This window comes from Vibrio sp. 10N.247.310.98, from assembly GCF_041467395.1.
Lineage (GTDB): Bacteria > Pseudomonadota > Gammaproteobacteria > Enterobacterales > Vibrionaceae > Vibrio > Vibrio crassostreae_C.
This window is the reverse complement of sequence record NZ_JBFSUL010000012.1, coordinates 13,143-30,782: the sequence shown is the minus strand read 5'-3', so window position 1 is coordinate 30,782 and position 17,640 is coordinate 13,143. Positions and strand designations below refer to the sequence as shown.

Genomic DNA, 17,640 nt, shown 5'->3' with positions numbered 1-17,640 from the left:
AAGAAAGCGCCTAAATCTAAGAAGGAATACATCATGGCTTTTAACCTACGCAATCGTAACTTCCTAAAACTACTAGATTTCACTCCACGCGAAATTCAACACTTATTAGATCTTTCTATGGAGCTAAAAAAAGCGAAGTACAACGGTTACGAACAGCCAACACTAACTGGCAAAAACATTGCGCTTATCTTTGAGAAAACCTCAACTCGTACTCGCTGTGCATTCGAAGTAGCGGCATTCGACCAAGGCGCTCGCGTGTCTTACTTAGGCCCATCTGGCTCTCAAATTGGCCACAAAGAATCAATGAAAGATACCGCTCGCGTTCTTGGCCGTATGTACGATGGCATTGAATACCGCGGCTTCGGTCAAGAGATTGTTGAAGAGCTAGGCGCTTACGCTGGAGTTCCAGTATGGAATGGTCTGACTGACGAATTCCACCCTACACAAATTCTTGCTGACTTCCTAACCATGACGGAATACGGCCGTGGTAAACAACTGCATGAAATCAGCTTTGCTTACCTAGGTGATGCTCGCAACAACATGGGTAACTCTCTGATGGTTGGCGCAGCGAAAATGGGCATGGACATTCGCCTTGTTGCTCCAAAACAGTTCTGGCCACAAGAAGAACTATTGGCTCAGTGTCGTGAAATCGCAGAGCACACAGGTGGCAAAATTACACTGACTGAAGATGTTCAAGAAGGCGTGCAAGGTTGTGACTTCCTGTACACCGACGTTTGGGTATCTATGGGCGAAGCAAAAGAAGCATGGGCTGAGCGTATTAACCTAATGATGCCTTACCAAGTGAACATGGAAATGCTGAAAGCAACGGGTAACCCATATGTGAAATTCATGCACTGTCTGCCAGCTTTCCACGGCGAAGATACAACCGTCGGCAAACAACTTGCTGCTGAATATCCGCAGCTTAAAGATGGCGTAGAAGTGACGGACGAAGTGGTCGAGTCTGAATACTCAATCGTGTTCGATGAAGCAGAAAACCGCATGCACACCATCAAAGCAGTAATGGTTGCGACACTAGGCAGCTAAGAAGTTAAGCACGCACTTGTTCGCAATAAATTGACAAGCTAAGTGCAATAACAGGGAAATGCGGGTGGCGTTCTTGGGATTTTGACCTTGGATAAAACCCGCATTTTTTTTCATGTACTAGAAAAGATTATTACCTGAAAAAGCCTGAGACTCTCAGTTCCAACAAAGGCTTAAATGGAAACTAGAAACGGACGTAATTTCGCATAAAAATCCATTAAATGAATACTTTACGGAAAGTATTGCATGGCATTTTTATCTGAGTATAATCCTCCGCAATTTGTCTAAAGAGAGCAAAAAATGAACCGCAATTCTGTCGCACATAATTGTCAAACTACACGCCAAAGAGTGGCGGTGGTGTCATTTTTATTTTGCTCTATTGATCGTTTCAAAGCCTCCTATTTTTAGGGGGCTTTTTTTTGTCCGCAATTTGACTGTATGCATAGAAAAAGGAAGACCCGTTATGGCGCATTCGTTATTTAACAAGCACATCATCTCCATTCCAGAGCTCTCTCGTGATGAACTGGAGCTTATCGTCGACACAGCAGCAAGACTCAAGGCCGAGCCAAACCCAGAGTTGCTGAAAAATAAAGTCGTTGCGAGCTGCTTCTTTGAGCCTTCAACTCGAACTCGCCTTTCATTTGAGACCGCCGTCCAGCGCCTTGGTGGCACGGTCATTGGCTTTGATAATGGCGGTAACACCTCACTGGCGAAGAAAGGCGAAACACTTGCCGATTCAGTGCAGGTTATTTCATCCTACGTCGATGCCTTTGTAATGCGTCACCCACAAGAAGGGGCAGCACGTTTAGCGTCTGAATTTTCTAACGGTGTGCCGGTAGTAAACGGCGGCGACGGTGCTAACCAGCACCCGACGCAAACCTTGCTGGACCTGTTCTCGATTTACGAAACACAAGGCACGCTCGATAACCTCAATGTGGCGTTCGTCGGCGACCTAAAATATGGCCGTACCGTGCACTCATTGACCCAAGCACTATCGAAATTCAATAACGTGCGTTTCTTCTTTATCGCGCCAGAAGTCTTAGAGATGCCAGATTACATCTGTGAAGAATTGGAAGAGATGGGCATCCAATACAGCACTCACAGCAGCATTGAAGAAGTCGTGCCTGAACTGGATGTTCTGTACATGACTCGCGTGCAGAAAGAGCGCTTTGATGCGTCGGAATACGCACACATGAAATCGGCTTACATCCTCACCGCCGATACATTGAAAGACGCTCGTCAAAACATGAAGGTACTTCACCCGCTGCCACGCGTCGACGAAATCACCACCGACGTTGATAAAACGCCACACGCTTACTACTTCGAACAAGCTGAAAACGGTGTATACGCTCGCGAAGCCCTATTGGCCCTAGTTCTTAACGACACTTTATAAGCAGGAGAAACAGTCATGGTTAAACAAACTCAGCTACAAGTAGAAGCGATCCGTAACGGCAGCGTGATTGACCACATCCCTGCTCACCTTGGTATCAAAATCCTTAAACTGTTTAAGCTACACAAGACAGAACAGCGCATCACTATGGGCTTAAACCTGCCATCATCGGCACTTGGCCATAAAGATCTAATCAAGATTGAGAACATCTTCCTGACCAAGGAACAAGCCAACCAATTGGCTCTTTATGCTCCGCAGGCAACGGTCAATCAGATTGAAGAGTATAAAGTGGTTAATAAGCTAACCCTTGTGCTGCCAGAGCAAATCCACAGTGTCTACTCTTGCCCGAATAGCAACTGTATTTCGCACGGTGAACCTGTCGAAAGCAGCTTTAAAGTGCAGCTAAAACAGGAAAACGTGCAGCTAAAATGTCACTACTGTGAAAAAGTATTCTCTCGCGAGATCATGAGTGAAATTCGCTAACCCTTAGCGCCATTATCACGGTCTCCAAAGCACCCTAATACCGATGGATATTTATGCCAAACTTGGAATAAATATCCATTTAACAAAAGAATAAAACTCCAAAATAAAAGCAATTAACTAGAATTTTATTTGGTGATCCCCTTCAAAAAGATAACTATCCTTTAGTGGTAGACTCAATGGGTAGACGATCATACATCACGGATACCTTCCCTCTCTATTTCGGGATTCATCGGTAAGCCCTATTTAACAATCGTACTCTACGGCTTTGGGAGTACGCTCGGCGCTATGGACAAGCGATAACCACATGTTGACCTTAAGGAGTTGTTCATGAACCCAATCACTGAGCACGGTTGCTTGTATTCAGCTGAAGATAAAACACTGACTGCAGCGTGCAAACGCTTACTACAACAACAAAGCTTCTCGACCCAAAATCAACTGCGAGAGAAACTCGTCGATATTGGCTATACCGGTATCAGCCAATCGACCGTATCTCGTATTTTGTCACAGCTTGGTGTTGTCAAAATTCAGAATGCTTGCGGTAAAAAGGTTTACTGCATCACGGTTGAAAGTGCACCGGTTCGTGTCGATGCATCCATCTCATCGCAAATCGAATTCATCACTCATAACCAAGCGATGGTCATCGTAAAAACTCATCCAGGTTGTGCTCAATTAGTCGCAAGATTAGTCGATATCGACCCACATACTGAGATTATCGGCACCGTTGGCGGTAATGATACCGTGCTTATTATTCCAAAAGATACGATGAATATTGATGCTTGCGAACAAGTAGTAAAAGCACGCTTGGGTGTAGCTTAAATGTCTCTTTTACAAAGGCAAGTCACTCAAGTTGAATTGCAGCTCCCCACTCGATTACCCAATAAAATCGCTATCCCGCCTTAGGGGATATTTGTTTGCCGATGAAACTAATAGCAAACTATTACGGTCTGATTGAGTTAAGATACCTTCAACTCCATTTTGATGACTAAATAGTATGCGACGACTTGCCACATTACTTTTTGTTTGTGTTTCCCTATTCACCCAGCCTGCGTGGGCGCTATTTGGGAACGACAACGCCGAGCCAAGCTTCGGAGGCAATAACAATGGTTTTGTCCCTGTAGACCAAGCTTTCCCTTTCAATTACTACCAGCAAGACGACAAAGTCCTTCTCGACTGGCAAGTAAAAGAGGGCTACTACCTCTATCAACATAGCCTCTCGTTCACCGGGCAAAATCTCGCTATCGGTAATGTTGAATTAGAAGATGGTAAGCCGCACCAAGATGAATTCTTCGGTGAGGTGAGCATTTATACTCAGCCGTTATTCGTGCAAGTTCCTCTGCAGAGTTACCAAGATGGCTCACAGCTGATCGTTAAGTATCAAGGCTGTGCGGACGCAGGGTTCTGCTACCCACCAGAGACTCGTATCATCGACATTGAACCTTTCACAGCAACAGGTTCTGCTAATTCGCAAGGTAGTGACTCACAAGCTTCATCTTCTGCTGGCAACGAAACCGATGTTTCTACGCAACCAACATCTCCGAAAGCAGACGTTGTAAGTAACACGACTCAACAGCCAAATGCCCCTGTTTCAAAAGAAGCAGGCTTAGCCGATAAGCTCGGTGACAGTTGGTGGACCCCTCTATTATTCTTAGCACTCGGTGTTGGTTTAGCCTTTACGCCGTGTGTGCTGCCTATGTATCCGATTCTAACGGGTATCGTTTTAGGTGGTGGCAAACTCAGCCAAGGTCGCGCGCTGATGCTGTCCTTTATTTACGTGCAAGGCATGGCGTTAACCTACACCTTATTAGGTTTAGTGGTTGCTTCAGCAGGCATGCAGTTCCAAGCCGCTATGCAGCACCCTTACGTGCTGATCGCGCTGAGTGTTCTGTTCGTGGCGTTGGCAATGTCGATGTTTGGCGTTTATAACCTGCAACTGCCAAGCAGCATTCAAACTTGGCTCAACAATCAAAGCAATAAGCAGCAAGGTGGCAATACCTTGGGCGTATTCGCAATGGGCGCTATCTCTGGCTTGGTGTGTTCACCTTGTACCACGGCGCCATTGTCAGGCGCGCTGCTGTATGTGGCTCAGAGTGGCGACCTATTTACCGGTGCGATTGCTCTGTATGCATTAGCCATGGGTATGGGTATTCCGCTGATTTTAGTTGCGGTATTTGGTAATAAGCTATTGCCTAAAGCGGGCAGCTGGATGGACAAGGTGAAGATCGTATTCGGCTTTATCTTGCTGGCAGCACCTATCTTCCTGCTAGAGCGCATCATTCCTGAATTGTGGGCAACCGTGCTTTGGTCTGGCCTTGGCTTCATCGCCTTTGGTTGGCTGTACCATAGCAAGAATGCACTGCCATTCGGCGGCTGGAAGCAGAGTGCGGTAGGCATCATCGCGATGCTTGGCTTGTTTGCTTCGGCACAGCCTGCATTGAACTATTGGTTTGCGGAGAAGAGCGTAACGGTAGAACAACAGCACATCCAATTTGCACGCATCAACACGGTTGAAGAGCTAGAAATCCAGCTCATCGAAGCGAAGAAACTCGGTAAGCCTGTGATGCTCGACTTCTACGCCGATTGGTGTGTGGCGTGTAAAGAGTTCGAGAAGTACACCTTCCATCAAGCTGATGTGGAAAACAAGCTTTCTGACTTTGTACTGCTACAAGCCGATGTAACGAGAAACATGCCTCAAGACATTGAACTGCTTAAACAATTACAGGTACTTGGCTTACCGACGATTGAGTTCTGGGATGGCGAGGGTAACCATGTTCCAAATGCTCGTGTAACCGGTTTTATGCCTGCCGATGTATTCTTAAAACACATGCAAAACCACCAGCTATAACGGCAATATTCACTAAAATATAAGCCGAATCGAAAGCCGCACCGCCCCTCCGTAACGAGATGGCAGTGCGGCTTTTTTGCTATTCAGAGTAACGCTTTCTTATTCCGGGGATAAAAGTCGATATGGTTCAGACTTTTAATGCATAGATATTGTCCACATACTCAATCAGGATGATAATAAATATTAACTAAATTGTTAAAAGTATGAACGTCATGGACTCGACCTATACCATCATCATTGCTGATGACCACCCTCTCTTTCGCAACGCCCTGTTTCAGTCAGTTCATATGGCGATCAGTGGTGCGAACCTGCTTGAGGCCGATTCTCTCGATGCCTTACTGACTCTGCTAAAGAAAGAAGGCGAGCCGGATCTATTACTGCTCGATCTGAAAATGCCGGGCGCCAATGGCATGTCAGGCTTAATTCAACTGCGCGCTGAATACCCAGATCTACCGATTGTGGTGGTTTCTGCCAGTGAAGATGCCAGCGTGGTCACTCAGGTGAAGAGCCACGGTGCGTTTGGCTTTATTCCTAAGTCGAGTGATATGCGTGAGTTGGTGAGTGCACTGAATCAAGTGCTGAATGGCGACCCGTTCTTCCCTGAAGGGCTTATCACCAATAATGCAGCGTGTAGCGACCTTGCAGAAAAGATTTCCACACTGACGCCTCAGCAATACAAGGTATTAGGGATGCTTTCTGACGGCTTGCTTAACAAGCAAATCGCGTATGAATTGAATGTTTCGGAAGCGACCATCAAAGCACATATGACGGCCATCTTCCGTAAACTGGATGTGAAAAATCGTACTCAAGCGGTTATCTTGCTACAAGAAGTCCACAATTAAGCTTCACTGATATCCTCTTCTAAAGTCGTCTTAGGTAAACATAAACCCAACCTGACGACTTTATGATCATCTATCTCTGCAACCACCCAAGTGATGTCATGCCACTCAAAGCTATCACCCAATACAGAGTGTGCGCCAAGCTCTTGAGCAACCAATTGTTTTAGCGTCATTTCTCGCTCTTCTTCCGAGCCAAGTTCAATACCATAACAATCACTCACTGCCGCAACTGATAGCTCAACATCCAAGAAGAAGTCACCAAAGAATCGTGCCGCCTCTTCTGCTAGAGGCGCCTCACTGAACAACGAACTTAAGCTGTCCAAATCTTTGTCTTGACCAAGCACACATAAGATATCGTTCGCCTCTAACACGGTGCTGCCTGATGGGTGAAGCAAGGCATCCTTTCTAAACAGTGCAGTAATTCGCGTCCCTTCTGGCATAGATAAGCGTTTAAGCGGCTCGCCGACACACCACTTCTCGTCTTTCAATTTGTAAACAAACATCTCCCACTCACTGGTCGGATAAATCTCCATACCGGTACGAGAAATCGGTGTTGGCGTCGGTGGTAGCGTCACTTGAGCGAGTCTTGCAACTTTCATCAAGCTACCGCCTTGAACAATCAGCGAAACCATAACCACGAAGAAGGCGATATTGAAATACAGCTGAGCATTGGGCAGGCCTGCCATCATCGGGAATACCGCTAAGATGATTGGTACTGCACCACGCAAACCTACCCAAGAAACAAACCAGCGTTCTTTGGTGGAAAAGCTTCTGAACGGCAGTAAACCCAACCAAACCGACAGCGGACGAGCAAACAAAATCATACCGAAGGCCAGTGCCAGCGCAGGCAGAGCAATGTCCATCAACGTTGATGGCGTCACCAATAAACCCAATACCAAGAACATCACGATCTGGCTTAGCCACGTCATGCCATCAAGAACATTAAGAATCGAGTGTCGAGAGCGCGTCGGACGATTACCAATGAACAAGCCCACTAGGTAAATCGATAAGATGCCGCTGCCGCCAAGCATGTTAGAGAACGCAAACAGCGCCACGCCCCCACTGAGTACCAGAATGGAATAAAGGCCATCAGCCAATTGTACTCGATTGATTAAGCTCCATAGAACCCAGCCGCCGCCAATACCAACAAGAGTACCGATACCAAACTGCATCGCAAAACTTTGCAATAGGAAGTTCATTCCCATCTCAGCGTCAGGGTTACCTAACAGCGCAATTAAGGTCACCGTCAGGAAGACCGCCATTGGGTCGTTAGTGCCCGATTCGATCTCTAGGGTTGAGCCAACACGCTCATTGAGACTCTGTCCTTTCAGCAAAGAGAATACCGCTGCCGCATCGGTTGAACCAACAATCGCCCCGACCAAGATGCCCTGCATTAATGACAAGTCAAACAGCCAAGCCGCCATTAATCCGGTTAAGGTTGCTGTACATGCGACACCTATCGTCGCCAGCGAGAGCGAAGGCCAGAAAGCGACCTTGAAGCTCGCCACCTTGGTTCGCATACCGCCATCCAACAGAATCACGGCAAGCGCAAGGTTACTCACCAAGTAGGTCAGTGAGTAATCATCGAAATGAATATTACCGGGTCCATCTTCACCCGCTAACATACCAACGAACAAAAAGATCAAAAGAATAGGAACGCCCAATCGAGAGGACACTTGTGAGAAAAGCACGCTGATGGCGATGAGTACGGCACCAGTCAAGAATAAGTGGTTAATGGTTATTGCGTCCAATTCGTTCCCCCAAAGAATAAAATCCGAGCTTTAAGCCTGTTGATCTTTTGCCACTAGCTTGTTGATCTTCTGCCGTTTAGCAAGGCACGGTCGGTGAAAGTGCCGTTGTTACTATAACAAACTTATGTTTCGCTTCGTGTCATAAGCAGGGCTAAATACCGTTTCTCGGTCATTTAGTTGTTAAATTTTATGACTCGCAGTCTAATTCATCCCTTTTTGTTAGACCTTTGGCTAATTTAACAACATTGTAACATCACATTTTTCTATGGTTATGTCTCCTAGCTCCCATATTTCAGTACATTAGCGCTAATACCATCCCGACTAAAGTTGCACAGATCCCTTGACTTATCCTTGCTACATTCTAAATCGTAACATTACGTTAACACGCTATTTTACAAAACGGTTTCACAAAAACAGTTTCTACGAAAACGGAATAAAGGAGAAGGCAATGGCGTTCGAATCTACGGAACATGCTCAAGCCTACTGGAAGGAAAACTTGGGAATTATGGGAACACTGCTCGCGGTCTGGTTTGCGGTGTCTTACGGCGCTGGCATCTTATTTGTGGATGCCCTCAATACCGTTCAGTTTGGCGGGTTCAAGCTAGGATTTTGGTTCGCTCAGCAAGGTTCGATATACACCTTCGTGGCGCTGATATTTATTTACGTTGTCCGCATGAATGCGCTCGACAAAAAATACAACGTACAGGAAGACTAGAGGCTAGAACATGGATATTCAAACTTGGACGTTTATTCTCGTCGGTATTACTTTCGCGGTATATATCGGCATCGCAATCTGGGCTCGTGCAGGGTCTACTAGTGAGTTCTACGTTGCTGGCGGTGGTGTACACCCAGTAGCAAACGGCATGGCGACCGCCGCTGACTGGATGTCGGCAGCATCATTCATCTCAATGGCAGGTATCATCTCATTCGTTGGTTACGACGGTGCGGTTTACCTAATGGGTTGGACAGGTGGTTATGTACTACTTGCGCTATGTTTAGCACCTTACCTACGTAAGTTCGGTCAGTTTACGGTTCCTGATTTCATCGGTGAGCGTTACTACTCGAAAACGGCACGTATGGTAGCGGTATTCTGTGCAATCTTCGTATCGTTTACGTACGTTGCAGGCCAGATGCGTGGTGTGGGCGTTGTATTCTCTCGTTTCCTAGAAGTTGATATTAACCTAGGCATCATCATTGGTATGGGTATTGTGTTCTTCTACGCAGTACTAGGTGGCATGAAAGGCATCACTTATACGCAGGTAGCTCAATTCTGTGTCCTCATTTTCGCCTTCCTTGTTCCAGCAATCTTTACCTCAATCATGATGACAGGTAACCCACTTCCACAAGTTGGTATGGGCTCTACGCTATCAGGCACAGATGTTTACCTTCTTGATAAACTGGATGGACTGACCGAAGAACTCGGATTTACCGCCTATACCGAAGGTAACAAGAGCATGGTAGATGTATTCTTCATCTGTGCGGCTCTAATGGTCGGTACTGCGGGTCTTCCACACGTAATCATTCGTTTCTTCACGGTACCAAAAGTACGTGATGCTCGTATCTCAGCGGGTTGGGCACTACTGTTCATCTCATTGCTATACACAACAGCACCAGGCGTTGCAGCATTCGCTCGTGTAAACATGATCGAAACAATCAACGGCCCTGACATGCAAGGTGTCGCTGCAGCGGACGCACCAAGCTGGTACAAAAACTGGGAAAGCACTGGCCTAGTAGGTTGGGAAGATAAGAACGGCGATGGCAAAATGTTCTACTCGGGCGATGAGCGCAACGAGATGAAGATTAACCGTGACATCATCGTACTGGCTTCTCCAGAGCTAGCGAAACTACCAAACTGGGTTGTAGCACTGCTTGCAGCCGGTGGCCTAGCAGCCGCACTATCAACAGCCGCGGGTCTACTATTGGTCATCTCAACGTCGATTTCACATGACTTGTTGAAGAAAGGCTTCAGACCAAACATGACCGACAAGCAGGAGCTGTTAGCCGCTCGTCTGGCAGCCATGGTCGCGATTGTCGGTGCCGGTTACTTAGGTATTAACCCACCAGGCTTTGTAGCACAGGTAGTAGCGTTTGCCTTCGGCTTAGCCGCAGCATCCTTCTTCCCAGCGATTATCCTAGGTATCTTCTACAAGAAGATGAACAAGGAAGGCGCAATTGCAGGTATGTTGTCAGGTATTGCCTTCACAGCAAGCTACATCATCTACTTCAAGTTCATTAACCCAGCAGCAAGCACACCTGAAAACTGGTGGTTTGGTATCAGCCCAGAAGGCATCGGTACGCTAGGTATGTGTCTAAACTTCGTAGTATCGATTGCTGTAAACAAAGTAACTGCTGAAGTACCACAAGATGTACAAGATATGGTTGAGAACATCCGTTACCCGAAAGGTGCAGGTGAAGCTCACGACCACTAAGCACGACCACTAAACAAAGATGTTTAGCAAAAAATGAATCAGTACTTACATTGTAGGGATTAGGTACTGACTCCAGAAAGCCGATACTTCGTGTATCGGCTTTTTCTTTTTCTGCTCACTTTATAAAAAGATAAACAAAGGGTTGTTTTTAAAACTTTATTTGATAATAATTATCATTAACATCCAATAAAGAGATGCAGATGATGATGAAAGAGCAGCAGGTTCTCTATTCGAGATTTTACAAAGCACAGGATCGCTTTGCTTCATTAGAACAAGTTCAAGGCCATGAGCCGTTTGTAATTCGAGAGTATATCGAGTGTGCACTGACGCTTTCGGCTTACTATGAAAAGCATGCCGCTCAAGAAAACATCTTGTTGTGCGAGCTGTATCTACGCCAAGTTTTCTTTCATTTGATTGAAGCGATTGAGTCTCCTCAGCGCAGTTTCGCCTTTCGTCATATCTGCCTAGACTCTATTCACTCACCACTATTTTATTTGAAGCGCCACTACTGCCAGCAACCTCAAGGCCAAGCGCGTTTTTTGAATCTCAGCCAAACACTACAACAAGTCCAAGCCCCACTTGGCTAACAAGGATAGAACATGACCCTACAATTTCGGATTGAAAAAGACAGCATGGGCGAAGTGAAAGTCCCTGCCGATGCGCTATACCAAGCACAAACTCAGCGTGCAGCGGATAACTTCGCGTTTAGCTCTCACAAGATGCCGACCAGTTTTATTCAAGCACTGGCGTTAATTAAACAGGCAGCGGCAGATACCAATGCTCAGTTAGGTCTACTGGAAGGTGATATTGCCAACGCGATAGCCGAAGCCAGCCAAGAGATCATTGAGGGTAAACACCTCGATCAATTCCCTATCGATGTCTACCAAACCGGTTCAGGTACCAGTTCCAACATGAATGCCAATGAAGTGATTGCTACGCTTGCCTCAAGAAGCTTGCAAGGCGACGTGAACCCCAATGATCACGTCAACATGGGCCAAAGCAGTAACGATGTGGTGCCAACCGCAATTCAAGTGAGCGTTGCTTTGATGGCTGAAAATAAGCTATTACCTGCATTAACTCACCTTTCTGAAGCACTCACTATCAAGCAACAGGAACTTGCAGAGGTCGTGAAGACCGGCCGCACTCATCTAATGGATGCGATGCCAATGACCTTTGCTCAAGAGCTAGGTGGTTGGAAATTTCAGATAGAACACGCTAAGCAAGCAATAGAGAACACCCTGCCCGCTATCAAGGCTTTAGCACAAGGTGGTACTGCGGTTGGAACAGGGATCAATGCTGACCCACGCTTTGCCGATAAGTTTGCGAGTAACCTGTCTCAATCGACAAAGATCAGTTTTAGCTCGAGTGAAAACTTCTTTTTTAGCCTCAGCAGTCAAGACGCGATCGTTGCGCTGTCAGGTCAGCTCAAAACGGCAGTAGTTGCGATCATGAAGATCTCAAACGATCTTCGCTGGATGAACTCTGGGCCGTTGGCTGGCTTAGGGGAAATTGAATTACAGGCTCTACAACCAGGCTCATCGATCATGCCTGGCAAGGTCAACCCTGTGATTCCAGAAGCTGCAGCTATGGCGGCGGCGCAAGTCATTGGCAACGACACCACCATTACCGTAGCCGGACAATCAGGTAACTTCCAACTTAATGTGATGCTGCCAGTGATTGCTCATAACGTGTTGGAAAGTATTGAGTTATTGGCAAACAGCTCAGTCGCTTTAGCGGACAAAGCCATCGCGACCTTCACGGTACGCCAAGACAATCTCGATTTGGCACTGTCAAAGAACCCAATCCTAGTGACCGCACTTAACCCTGTGATTGGCTACTTGAAGGCGGCTGATATTGCCAAGAAAGCTTACAAAGAAGGCTTACCAATTCTGGATGTCGCAGAAAGAGAAACCGATCTTAGCCGAGAAGAGCTCAGTAAACTGCTTGATCCAACCACACTGACACAAGGTGGCATTGCTGGTTAGTTATTGAATTAACAAGCGAATCGGCGTTCGCAAAAAAAACAGAGACAAAAAAGGCCTCATCTGAGGCCTTTTCACTATCCGCTCACGAACGTACTAATCCGAGCCTGTTAACCCAAACTAGCTCACTCGATTCAAGACCGCTCTTAACTTAAGTGGCTTCACTGGCTTGGCAATAAAGCGAAAGCTGTTGGCCTTTATCGCTGCCAACATGTCATCGGTTCTATCGGCACTAATGATGACCCCTTCAAAAGAGTCTCCGAGGCGCAAGCGACACTGCTGCAGGACTTCGAGACCCGTTCTGCCATTATCTAAACGGTAATCAGAGAAAATCACATCAGGTAGCCAACCCTCATCTAGGCACTGCAAGCTTTCGACCAAATCAACCGCCGTCTTAACCTCACAGCCCCAACGTCCGATCAGGTTTTCCATACCGACTAAGATTTCTCGTTCATTATCGACACACAATATCTTGAGATGTTCGATGTCGCTGGTCGCCATTGGCGTCGAAGCTTGCACAACTGGAGCCACTTTTTCCGCTCTAGCTAAGGTGATGGAAAAGACACTGCCTTGCCCCGGCCATGAGCGCATCGAAATTTGATGGCCAAGCACATGAGCAATACCTTTCGAGATTGCTAACCCTAACCCCAATCCTTGATCGGCTCGTACTTGGCTGCCACGAGTAAACTCTTCAAAGATTTCTTGTTGCTTGTCTTCATCGATACCGGTTCCATTATCCCACACATCAATTCGAACCTGTCCATTGACTCTTCTCGCACCCAGTACCACTTTCCCTTCCGGGTTGTAGCGGAACGCATTGGTCAAAAAGTTCTGAATCACACGCCTCAACAGCTTAGGGTCTGAATGAATGAACAATGACGACGGAATCATCTTAAACTCAATTTTCTGTTGTCTCGCTAGAGCGCTAAATTCCGCGTTCAAATTGGTTAATACGTCATGCACGGCAATCGCGTGAATGTTGGTTTCTAACTTTCCGGACTCCAATCGAGAGATATCCAGCAAGTCACCAATCAAATCTTCTGCGGCGCCAAGTGCACTCTCGATGTGAGATGACAATTGCTTCACCTCTTGCTCTTTTGCCACCTCAGACAGTGACGAAGCAAATAGACGTGCGGCATTGAGCGGCTGCATCAAATCGTGGCTTACCGCGGCTAGAAAACGACTCTTAGATTGTGATTCTTGATCCGAAATCTGCGTGGCTTTTACCAAGCGATGGTTAAGCTTTTCGAGCTCTTGAGTTCGCTCATGCACTCTCGATTCCAAGCTTTCATTGGCATCTTTTAGCGCTTGCTCTGCTTGTCGGAATACCGTGATGTCGGTAAAGCTCATCACAAAACCACCACTTGGCATTGGGTTACCTTGCACCTCAATCACTCGACCATCAGGACGAATACGAGAAGAGGTGTGTCGTGTTCCTTGCTCAAGGTGATAAACACGGCGGCGAACGTGATCTTCCGGGTCACCCGGGCCACACAAACCTTGTTCAGCATTATGACGAATCACATCTGAAATGGGTCGACCAACCTGAATCAAGCCAGCAGGGAACTCAAACAGTTCTAAGTAACGTTGATTCCACGCCACCAGCCTCATTTGTTTGTCGATTACTGCAATACCTTGGCCAATATGTTCAATCGCGCCTTGCAGTAAACCACGGCTGAAGTCGTACAGTTCCGAAGCTTCATCCACGATGGTCGCGACTTCTTCAAGCTGCATGTTTCTTCCCTGTAAAGCGGAAGTAAGTACTAACTTAGCAGACGAAGCACCGAATACTCCGGCGAGCACGCGCTCTGCGTGTCGAATCAGACTTGCAGGCGCTTGTTGATTAGGAAGCAGCGGCTGACCGTGTTGTTGCCAATAGCTGTGTAAGGCACTTTTCGCACGTTTGCGACCCACAAAACGCGACGCCAGCATCTCTAATTCAGCGACCGTCACTCGGTTCTGGTAAAGGCTGATATTCTCGTTTTCAGGCAGCGGCGTGCCAACAAATGCTGCTGATTGTAAGCGCTCACTTAGGCTTGGGCGAGTCGTCATCGAAACCACGGCATAGCACAAGGTATTAAGTACAATACTCAGCACAATGCCCCAGTTTGAACTGCTGATATTCCAGCTACTGAGCAGTTCTGGCGGCGTGATAATCCACAGTAAAAGGTTACTGTCACTGTCGCCAGCCAACATGCTGGTTTGGCTCATCAAGGTAATCAGCCAAATCAACGAGCCCACCATTAAGCCGACATACACGCCCTTGCGGTTACCCGGGCGCCAGTACAAACCACCAATAAGTGCTGGCGCGAATTGAGCAATCGCAGCAAAGGAAAGAAAGCCAATCGCTGACAGTGAATGGATGGTATCGAGCGCCTGATAAAACAGCCAAGCACCCAGTAACAGCAGTAAAATTAGCCCGCGGCGAATCACCAATAGCAGGCCAGAAAAGTGTCGATGGGTTCTTTGAGTTAGGCGCATACGGCGCAGTAACAATGGCATCACTAAATCATTCGACACCATGATCGCCAAGGCGATGGTCGACACTATCACCATGCCACTTGCCGCAGACGTACCACCAAGGAAAGCCAGCAAGGCAATGTGATTAGCGCCTTCTGACATTGGCACACTGATCACATAGGTATCCGCTGGCATACCAGTAAGTAGTCCTTGTCCTGCCCAAGCAATTGGCAGCACGAACAGTCCCATCAAAATCAGGTAAAGCGGAAACAACCAACGAGCGGTATGCAGGTCTTGAGGACGTTCGTTCTCTACCACCATGGTATGGAACTGGCGTGGCAGACAGACAATCGCCAACATGGTTAAAACGGTATGAATAATTAAGGTCGGAATATTGGGTGATTCGTAGGTGGAAGCCGCCACATCAAGCAAGTCGATCTTGTCGCTGCTCATCGCCAGATACATGATGAATAGGCCAACGATCAGGAATGCCGCGAGCTTAACGATGGATTCAAACGCCACCGCCATCATCATGCCACGGTGATGCTCTGTGTTATCAATGTGTCTTGTACCAAACAGCATGGTGAAAATAGCCAAAGCACCGACCACAAACCAAGACACATGATAGTCCTGATAACCGAAGTCAGCCGCTAGGTTGGGTGCAACAATATCCAACCCCATGGTAATACCACGCAGTTGCAGAGCAATATAAGGAAGGATACCAACCACGGCGATAACCGTCACCGCCACCGCTAAGCCCTGAGATTTTCCATAACGAGCCGCGATAAAGTCGGCAATGGAGGTGATATGTTCCCGCTTCGCAATCAGGATCAGCCGCGCCAAGATCCGCCAGCCTAGTGTAAAGACTAGAATCGGGGCGAGGTAAATGGGTAAAAAAGACCAAGGGTTGTTACTCGCCTGCCCGACCGTTCCATAGAAGGTCCAAGAGGTACAATACACGGCAATCGAAAGGCTATAGATCCACGGGCGCCAACGCGATAGCCAACGAACCTGCCTGTCTCCATACCAAGCGATCAGAAATAACACGCCCAAGTAGGCTAAAGAGACTGGAATTACTATCCATCCTTGCATTGAAAACCCTTTTTTCATCCATAAAAAAACCTCTCCATAAGGGAGAGGTTTCATTTAACTAAGGATGGGTGATTAACTCAATCGCATCGCTTAAATTCTGTGCTTTAGACTCTAATTATCAGCATTTGCTGTGAGATTCTGACTGTTCCGAATCTGATTGATTAATCTCAACCACTGAACTTCTTTCATCCAACTTAATGAACAGAGCAAGTGCACCCATTGCAGCCATGCCCCAGAAGATATTTGCGCCCCAAAGCTCATAACCCCAACCACTTAAGGTGGTCATCAGTGCAATAAAGGCACCTAATGGAATCGCGTTATACAGGGCTTGTAGCGCAACCATCTTGTTTTGTTCTTCAGATTGGATGTATTGAATCGCGGCGATGTGTGCCATGGCAAATGTCACACCGTGCAGCAACTGCACCATCACCAGTGCAAAAATCGCCGTGGTTGATGCGGTTATACCCCAACGCGCCATCACCCCAATAGCCGCGACGACAAACAAAGTACGCAGTGACCAGCCTGAGAATAATCGCTTACTCAGAGCAAATACGGCCACTTCAGCAACAACACCTAAACTCCACAAATAACCGATGATAGCTTCTGAGTGACCCGCTTCTTTCCAATAAATCGCACTAAAACTGTAGTAAGCCGCATGACTACCTTGCAGCAGCGCCATCAAGGCTAAAAACTTTACCACTGACGACTCACGCAGCAGTTCACCTAGTTTTGGTCGCGCCGCTTGTTGCTCAGATTGTGTTACTGGCATCACATTGGGGTTTCTCATCGCAAGAATCAATGACAGCAACACACCGGCAAGCGCAGTATACAAAATCATGTCAGTGCCGAATTGTGCCACCAAATAGCCAACAACCGTTGAACCTGCGATAAAGGCAATTGATCCCCAAAGACGAGTTCGGCCGTAGTCGAGCATTTTCAAACGACTGTAATGGTTAGCCATCGCATCAGAAAGAGGAATGATCGGCCCACAACAGAGGTTAAACAGTACCGTTGCCAACAACATCAGTATAAAGCTGCCACCGGTGAAGAAGTGGAAACCGACAAACAGCAGCGCAGCGAAACTCAAACAGCGTAGCGCTGGCATCAAGTGTTCCACTTTATGGATACGCGGCGTAATCACTAAGTTGGCCACACAACGAGTCGCAAAGCCGATACCAATCAATACGCCAATATCACCAGCAGACACGCCTTGGTCTTCAAACCACAACGCCCAAAATGGCAAATACACGCCATACGCAAAAAAGAAACCAAGAAAATACTGAGAGATCCAGCCATAGGGTGAAGGGCTAAACATAAATGACCTATAAAGT

The 17,640-nt window shown here is 47.0% G+C and carries 13 protein-coding genes; 10 read left to right on the top strand and 3 right to left on the bottom strand.

The window, feature by feature from the left end:
- Window positions 1-33 precede the first annotated feature (33 nt).
- From AB6E78_RS07100 to AB6E78_RS07075, 6 genes are all read left to right on the top strand, one after another.
- Window positions 34-1,044: an ornithine carbamoyltransferase gene (locus AB6E78_RS07100; protein ID WP_372111380.1), complete on the top strand. Its 1,011-nt coding sequence runs from the start codon at window positions 34-36 to the stop codon at window positions 1,042-1,044.
- A 460-nt stretch (window positions 1,045-1,504) separates the two neighbouring features.
- Window positions 1,505-2,434 carry an aspartate carbamoyltransferase gene (gene pyrB / locus AB6E78_RS07095; protein WP_017063665.1) on the top strand — a complete coding sequence of 310 codons (930 nt, stop codon included), beginning with the start codon at window positions 1,505-1,507 and terminating at the stop codon, window positions 2,432-2,434.
- A 15-nt stretch (window positions 2,435-2,449) separates the two neighbouring features.
- Entirely contained in the window at window positions 2,450-2,914 is a 465-nt protein-coding gene (gene pyrI, locus AB6E78_RS07090; protein ID WP_017062720.1) for an aspartate carbamoyltransferase regulatory subunit, read from the top strand.
- A gap of 327 nt (window positions 2,915-3,241) precedes the next feature.
- Window positions 3,242-3,730 (top strand): arginine repressor, encoded by a 489-nt coding sequence (locus AB6E78_RS07085; RefSeq protein ID WP_017063664.1) that lies wholly within the window; start codon window positions 3,242-3,244, stop codon window positions 3,728-3,730.
- A gap of 175 nt (window positions 3,731-3,905) precedes the next feature.
- Entirely contained in the window at window positions 3,906-5,756 is a 1,851-nt protein-coding gene (locus AB6E78_RS07080; RefSeq protein ID WP_017066562.1) for a protein-disulfide reductase DsbD, read from the top strand.
- A gap of 212 nt (window positions 5,757-5,968) precedes the next feature.
- On the top strand, window positions 5,969-6,598 hold the full coding sequence (locus tag AB6E78_RS07075; RefSeq protein WP_017062717.1) for a response regulator transcription factor: 630 nt from the start codon (window positions 5,969-5,971) through the stop codon (window positions 6,596-6,598).
- Here the strand turns inward: AB6E78_RS07075 and AB6E78_RS07070 are convergent.
- Complete coding sequence (locus AB6E78_RS07070; RefSeq protein ID WP_372111383.1) at window positions 6,595-8,346, bottom strand: potassium/proton antiporter; 1,752 nt, start codon at window positions 8,344-8,346, stop codon at window positions 6,595-6,597. The two genes, AB6E78_RS07075 and AB6E78_RS07070, sit on opposite strands and share 4 nt — an antisense overlap.
- Window positions 8,347-8,794: 448 nt before the next feature.
- Here AB6E78_RS07070 and AB6E78_RS07065 point away from each other — a divergent pair, with 448 nt between their 5' ends.
- The 4 genes from AB6E78_RS07065 (at window position 8,795) to AB6E78_RS07050 (ending at window position 12,760) form a co-directional block, all read left to right on the top strand.
- On the top strand, window positions 8,795-9,061 hold the full coding sequence (locus AB6E78_RS07065; protein ID WP_010435433.1) for a DUF4212 domain-containing protein: 267 nt from the start codon (window positions 8,795-8,797) through the stop codon (window positions 9,059-9,061).
- Between the two features lie 10 nt (window positions 9,062-9,071).
- Window positions 9,072-10,775, top strand: a complete 1,704-nt coding sequence (locus AB6E78_RS07060) for a sodium:solute symporter family protein (protein ID WP_017062715.1) — start codon at window positions 9,072-9,074, stop codon at window positions 10,773-10,775.
- A 200-nt stretch (window positions 10,776-10,975) separates the two neighbouring features.
- Window positions 10,976-11,362: a hypothetical protein gene (locus AB6E78_RS07055; protein WP_017062714.1), complete on the top strand. Its 387-nt coding sequence runs from the start codon at window positions 10,976-10,978 to the stop codon at window positions 11,360-11,362.
- Window positions 11,363-11,374: 12 nt separating this feature from the next.
- Entirely contained in the window at window positions 11,375-12,760 is a 1,386-nt protein-coding gene (locus AB6E78_RS07050; protein ID WP_372111385.1) for a class II fumarate hydratase, read from the top strand.
- Between the two features lie 117 nt (window positions 12,761-12,877).
- On the opposite strand, the gene AB6E78_RS07045 is transcribed toward AB6E78_RS07050, so the two are convergent.
- On the bottom strand, window positions 12,878-16,309 hold the full coding sequence (locus AB6E78_RS07045; protein ID WP_372132782.1) for a PAS-domain containing protein: 3,432 nt from the start codon (window positions 16,307-16,309) through the stop codon (window positions 12,878-12,880).
- Between the two features lie 118 nt (window positions 16,310-16,427).
- Complete coding sequence (locus tag AB6E78_RS07040; protein WP_017062710.1) at window positions 16,428-17,624, bottom strand: 3-phenylpropionate MFS transporter; 1,197 nt, start codon at window positions 17,622-17,624, stop codon at window positions 16,428-16,430.
- Window positions 17,625-17,640: the final 16 nt, after the last annotated feature.

What these genes read in the sequence shown, in the direction of transcription:
- AB6E78_RS07100 (WP_372111380.1), top strand. Translation starts at nt 34, where the DNA reads ATGGCTTTTAACCTACGCAATCGTAACTTCCTAAAACTACTAGATTTC.
- pyrB (WP_017063665.1), top strand. Translation starts at nt 1,505, where the DNA reads ATGGCGCATTCGTTATTTAACAAGCACATCATCTCCATTCCAGAGCTC.
- pyrI (WP_017062720.1), top strand. Translation starts at nt 2,450, where the DNA reads ATGGTTAAACAAACTCAGCTACAAGTAGAAGCGATCCGTAACGGCAGC.
- AB6E78_RS07085 (WP_017063664.1), top strand. Translation starts at nt 3,242, where the DNA reads ATGAACCCAATCACTGAGCACGGTTGCTTGTATTCAGCTGAAGATAAA.
- AB6E78_RS07080 (WP_017066562.1), top strand. Translation starts at nt 3,906, where the DNA reads ATGCGACGACTTGCCACATTACTTTTTGTTTGTGTTTCCCTATTCACC.
- AB6E78_RS07075 (WP_017062717.1), top strand. Translation starts at nt 5,969, where the DNA reads ATGGACTCGACCTATACCATCATCATTGCTGATGACCACCCTCTCTTT.
- AB6E78_RS07065 (WP_010435433.1), top strand. Translation starts at nt 8,795, where the DNA reads ATGGCGTTCGAATCTACGGAACATGCTCAAGCCTACTGGAAGGAAAAC.
- AB6E78_RS07060 (WP_017062715.1), top strand. Translation starts at nt 9,072, where the DNA reads ATGGATATTCAAACTTGGACGTTTATTCTCGTCGGTATTACTTTCGCG.
- AB6E78_RS07055 (WP_017062714.1), top strand. Translation starts at nt 10,976, where the DNA reads ATGATGATGAAAGAGCAGCAGGTTCTCTATTCGAGATTTTACAAAGCA.
- AB6E78_RS07050 (WP_372111385.1), top strand. Translation starts at nt 11,375, where the DNA reads ATGACCCTACAATTTCGGATTGAAAAAGACAGCATGGGCGAAGTGAAA.
- AB6E78_RS07045 (WP_372132782.1), bottom strand. Translation starts at nt 16,309, where the DNA reads ATGCAAGGATGGATAGTAATTCCAGTCTCTTTAGCCTACTTGGGCGTG.
- AB6E78_RS07040 (WP_017062710.1), bottom strand. Translation starts at nt 17,624, where the DNA reads ATGTTTAGCCCTTCACCCTATGGCTGGATCTCTCAGTATTTTCTTGGT.